3 protein-coding genes are annotated in these 3,660 nt (G+C 62.5%); 2 read left to right on the top strand and 1 reads right to left on the bottom strand.

All coding sequences use genetic code 11. The features are described 5' to 3' along the window. A partial coding sequence (locus JNL55_RS35775; protein WP_293866353.1) for a TonB-dependent receptor occupies positions 1-1,684 on the bottom strand: 1,684 nt, incomplete at its 3' end. A gap of 170 nt (positions 1,685-1,854) precedes the next feature. On the opposite strand from JNL55_RS35775, the gene JNL55_RS35770 reads away from it, so the two are divergent. Together JNL55_RS35770 and JNL55_RS35765 are read left to right on the top strand one after the other, a co-directional pair. Further along, positions 1,855-2,403, top strand: a complete 549-nt coding sequence (locus tag JNL55_RS35770) for an RNA polymerase sigma factor (RefSeq protein WP_293866350.1) — start codon at positions 1,855-1,857, stop codon at positions 2,401-2,403. Between the two features lie 12 nt (positions 2,404-2,415). Continuing rightward, positions 2,416-3,450 carry a FecR family protein gene (locus tag JNL55_RS35765; RefSeq protein WP_293866348.1) on the top strand — a complete coding sequence of 345 codons (1,035 nt, stop codon included), beginning with the start codon at positions 2,416-2,418 and terminating at the stop codon, positions 3,448-3,450. Positions 3,451-3,660 lie beyond the last annotated feature (210 nt).

The following is a 3,660-nucleotide window of genomic DNA, read 5'->3' as shown; positions in this document are numbered from 1 at the left end:
GACGCACGCCTGCATACGTCGCCGGGTCGCCATGCCACACATAATTCGAGCTGTACTCATCCTTCAAGCGTTCGGTGTACACACCCGCGAGAAACTGCCAGGCGCCATCGAGCTGCGTCGTCAGGCGCAACTCGCCGACATCTTCCCGATGTTCGCTCGGTGCCAACGCCGAGATCGGCAATCCAGCACAGCACCACGTGTAGGGCGTAGCGTTGGTGGTGTTGCTGTCGATGTGCGAGACGGTGGCCACCACCGAGCCCCAGCCGATATTCCATTCCATGACGGCGTTGGCGAGATCGATATCGGTATCCGCCACCGCGCCGCTTTGGCCTCGTACCGAATGCTCTGGCGCAACCTGCAGCACTGCCTGGTCGTACGCGCTCGTGCTGGACATATCGAACCCGCCGGTTCCCGAGATCAGAGCGCCATCCACTTGCGTCTTCTGCTTGAGATACAGCAGCGTGAAGTTGAGATCCTCAGTCGCCTGGAACGACGCGGCGATGCGCCCACCGGTGTACTCCGAAGCACCCACTTCTTTCTGATTCACTGCAAAGGCCTCGGCGCCGAACGGCGTTGCAGCCGCAGCTCGAAATGCCGGATCCGATCCGGCGACGTTTCGGTAAAAGCCGCTGTCGTCGAAACGGAACGCGCTGGCGCGGATCGCGAGTTTGCCGGCGACCAGCGGCAGGCTGCCGACCGCCTGAATCATATTGTTCGATCCGCCAGTACCCGACGTGCCCGAATAGCCGGCGCTGACCTTGCCCTCGAAGCGCTCGAGATCGGGCGCCACCGGAATCGTGCGGACCGCGCCGCCGAGCGACGAGTTACCGAACGCGGTGCCTTGCGGACCGCGCAACACCTCGACACGCTCGATGTCGACGAGCTTCAGGTCCACATTCATGTTGCCGGACAGGCCGGCGGAGTTGGTCGTGGGCGTCTCGCCGAAGTACGTGGCAGTGGTTGGTCCCGAGGAGAAGTTTTGATTGATGGGCGAAGTCTCCATGCCGCGAATCACGATCGCACCGCCGCCGAACGCGTCGGCGACTTGATTGGCGCCAGGAATGCCACGCAAATAGTCCTCGCCACTGACCAGTCCACGACGGTCGATGTCTTCGGCGCTGACGACCGCAACGCTGAGCGGTACGTCCTGCAGGCGCTGCTTGCGCTTCTGCGCCGTGACCACGATCTCTTCTATGTGCGTGCGGCCCGGAGAATCCCCAGACACCGCGGCGGCAACGCTCGCTCGATTCGTCATCGCCTGCTCGGCGGCAGGCGGCGTCTCCTGCACCTGGGCCAGATGCAGGCCGGTGGTAGATGATGTGTCCTGAGTGCTCCGGAACTGCGTGACGTTCTCGCCCAGCACCGCGATGGTTTTTTGATCCAGATATTTGAAGCGCAACCCCGAGTTCGCCAACAACCGCTGCAGCGCCTCGGTGGGCGTGAACGAACCCCGCAGGGCCGGAGCGATCAGGCCGTCGGCCAGTTCCGAGAACAGCACCACGTGCAGACCGCTCTGGCGGCCGAAATCGTTGAGCGAGTCGCCGATGGGCTGTGAAGCGATGTGCAAGGAGATCTTGCCGTTCTCCACCTGCGTGCCCGCTGGGGCGTCGGCAGCCATCGCCGGAGGTGCCGTCGCCGCCAGCACCGCCCACACTGCCAACGTGATCGCCGATTGGTTTCTCATCGAGGCTCCCCTTTGTATTATGACTCGCGCCGCTGCGGAGTGACCGAAAGGCGGCTTACCCGAGTAAAGAGTCGGTGATCCCGCCGTAGTCCGAACCGGGCGCGGATTTTTTATTTTTCTGTCGGCACGCGTTCCGAATTCGGCCGCCGCGAGCGCTCTTAACCATGAGGATGAAACCGCCCCGCTCACAACCCGCGCCGCCCGCCTCCGGGCAGCCCCGCATCGCGCTCGATGCCATCGCCACTGCCTACCAGGCGTACCGGGCCGAGCTGCGGCGTTTCTTTGCCCGGCGCAGTCGCTCTTCCCAGGACGGCGACGACCTGGTGCAGGAGGTCTATCTACAGCTGCTGCGATTTCCGCCCCGCGAACCCTTGCGCGAGACTCAGGCTTATCTGTATCGAATCGCCTGGCACGTCGTGAATCGTGCCAACGCCAAAGGCAGGCACGACAACGTGCCGCTCGACTTCGACAGCCTGGAACATCTGGCCCAGCAGAGCGGACAGGTCGAAGCGGATCTGCAGCAACAACTCGGCGTTCAGCAACAGCTGATTCGTTTGCTCGGGGAGCTGCCGCCGATCTGCCGCGAGGTCATCATCAAGTTCAAGTGCGATGGACTTTCATACAAGGAGATCGCTGCCCAGCTCGGCATCTCGGTGCACATGGTCGAGAAGCACATCGCACGGGCGGTCCAGCACATCCGCCGTGCGAACTGGGATTGATTGGAAGGAAGTATGCAGCGCTATCACCCACAACGAACCAGGATCGAGGACGAAGCCGCCGAATGGCTGGCTCGCCTCGGCAATCCTGAACCGCCCGCGGACGCCACGTCGCGCGAGCAAGAGCTGGCCAACTGGTTACGCCAATCGGAAGATCACGTGCGCGCCTTCCTGGATGCGTCGGCGGCGTTCTATCGCCTGGACACATTGCGAACCCAATCCGGAGATGAAATTCGCAAGCTCCTCGAGGCTGCGGCACCTAACGTCGCGCGGCTGCCGGTGACTCCTACCCCAAGGCCACGCACCTTCAGTTGGTGGCGCCCCATCGCCGCCAGCATCGCGGCGCTGACGCTCATCGGCATCGGTTACTGGACTTTGCAACGCTCGCCGTCGTTCGCAACCTCGGTTGGCGAGCAGCGCACCGTCAAACTCGAGGATGGCTCGTTCGTCCACCTCAACACGCAATCGCGCATCTCGGTGGACTTCTCCGGCTCGCTGCGAGAAGTCACATTACTCTCGGGAGAAGCTCTGTTCGACGTCGAGCACGATAGCGACCGTCCATTCATCGTGCGCGCCGGCAACACCAGAGTGCGCGCCGTCGGAACCTCGTTCAACGTGTATCGACGCGGAGATGCGCTACAAGTCGCGGTGGTCGAGGGGCGAGTGCAGGTCTCCGTCGCGAGCGCTGCGAAGGGAGTTTCGGCAACGACCGCGCCGAATCTCACGCCAACCCTGTTGAGCGCTGGCGAGGAAGCCAACATCTCCCAGGGCGAGGTGGCGAAGTTGCAGGAAGCGACCATCTCCGACGCTGTCGCTTGGCGTGAACGCCGCCTGGTGTTTCGTAACACCTCGCTCGCTGACGTCGCGGCGGAGTTCAATCGCTACAACCGGATTCAGATGCGCGTAGAAGGCACCGATCTGAAATCCAAGCCGCTCACCGGCATCTTCAGCGCGGACCATCCGCAATCGCTGATCTTGTATCTGGCGGAGTTCCCCACTCTGCGAGTGGAGCCGGACGGCCAGGACTGGATCATTCGCGCAGCGGACTGAAACAGATCGTTTTCACTCCCACTCAATAATCTCCTGTGCCTCTAACCTACTGGCGCACCGAGATTTCTCCACGAGCGGTGCCCACGATACCGTCACCGATACCGACAGGAATCTTGGCTGGCATCGATAAGTCGCGTTGGTCATTGAAGGATGCCGGAGTACGAAGGCTGGCCCCATTCGGGCTGCGAATCGTGCCCCTAACTGTACACC

The organism is Steroidobacter sp., assembly GCF_016790065.1.
Lineage (GTDB): Bacteria > Pseudomonadota > Gammaproteobacteria > Steroidobacterales > Steroidobacteraceae > Steroidobacter.
Note: the sequence above shows the minus strand (reverse complement) of the source record. Positions and strands in the feature narration are given on the sequence as shown.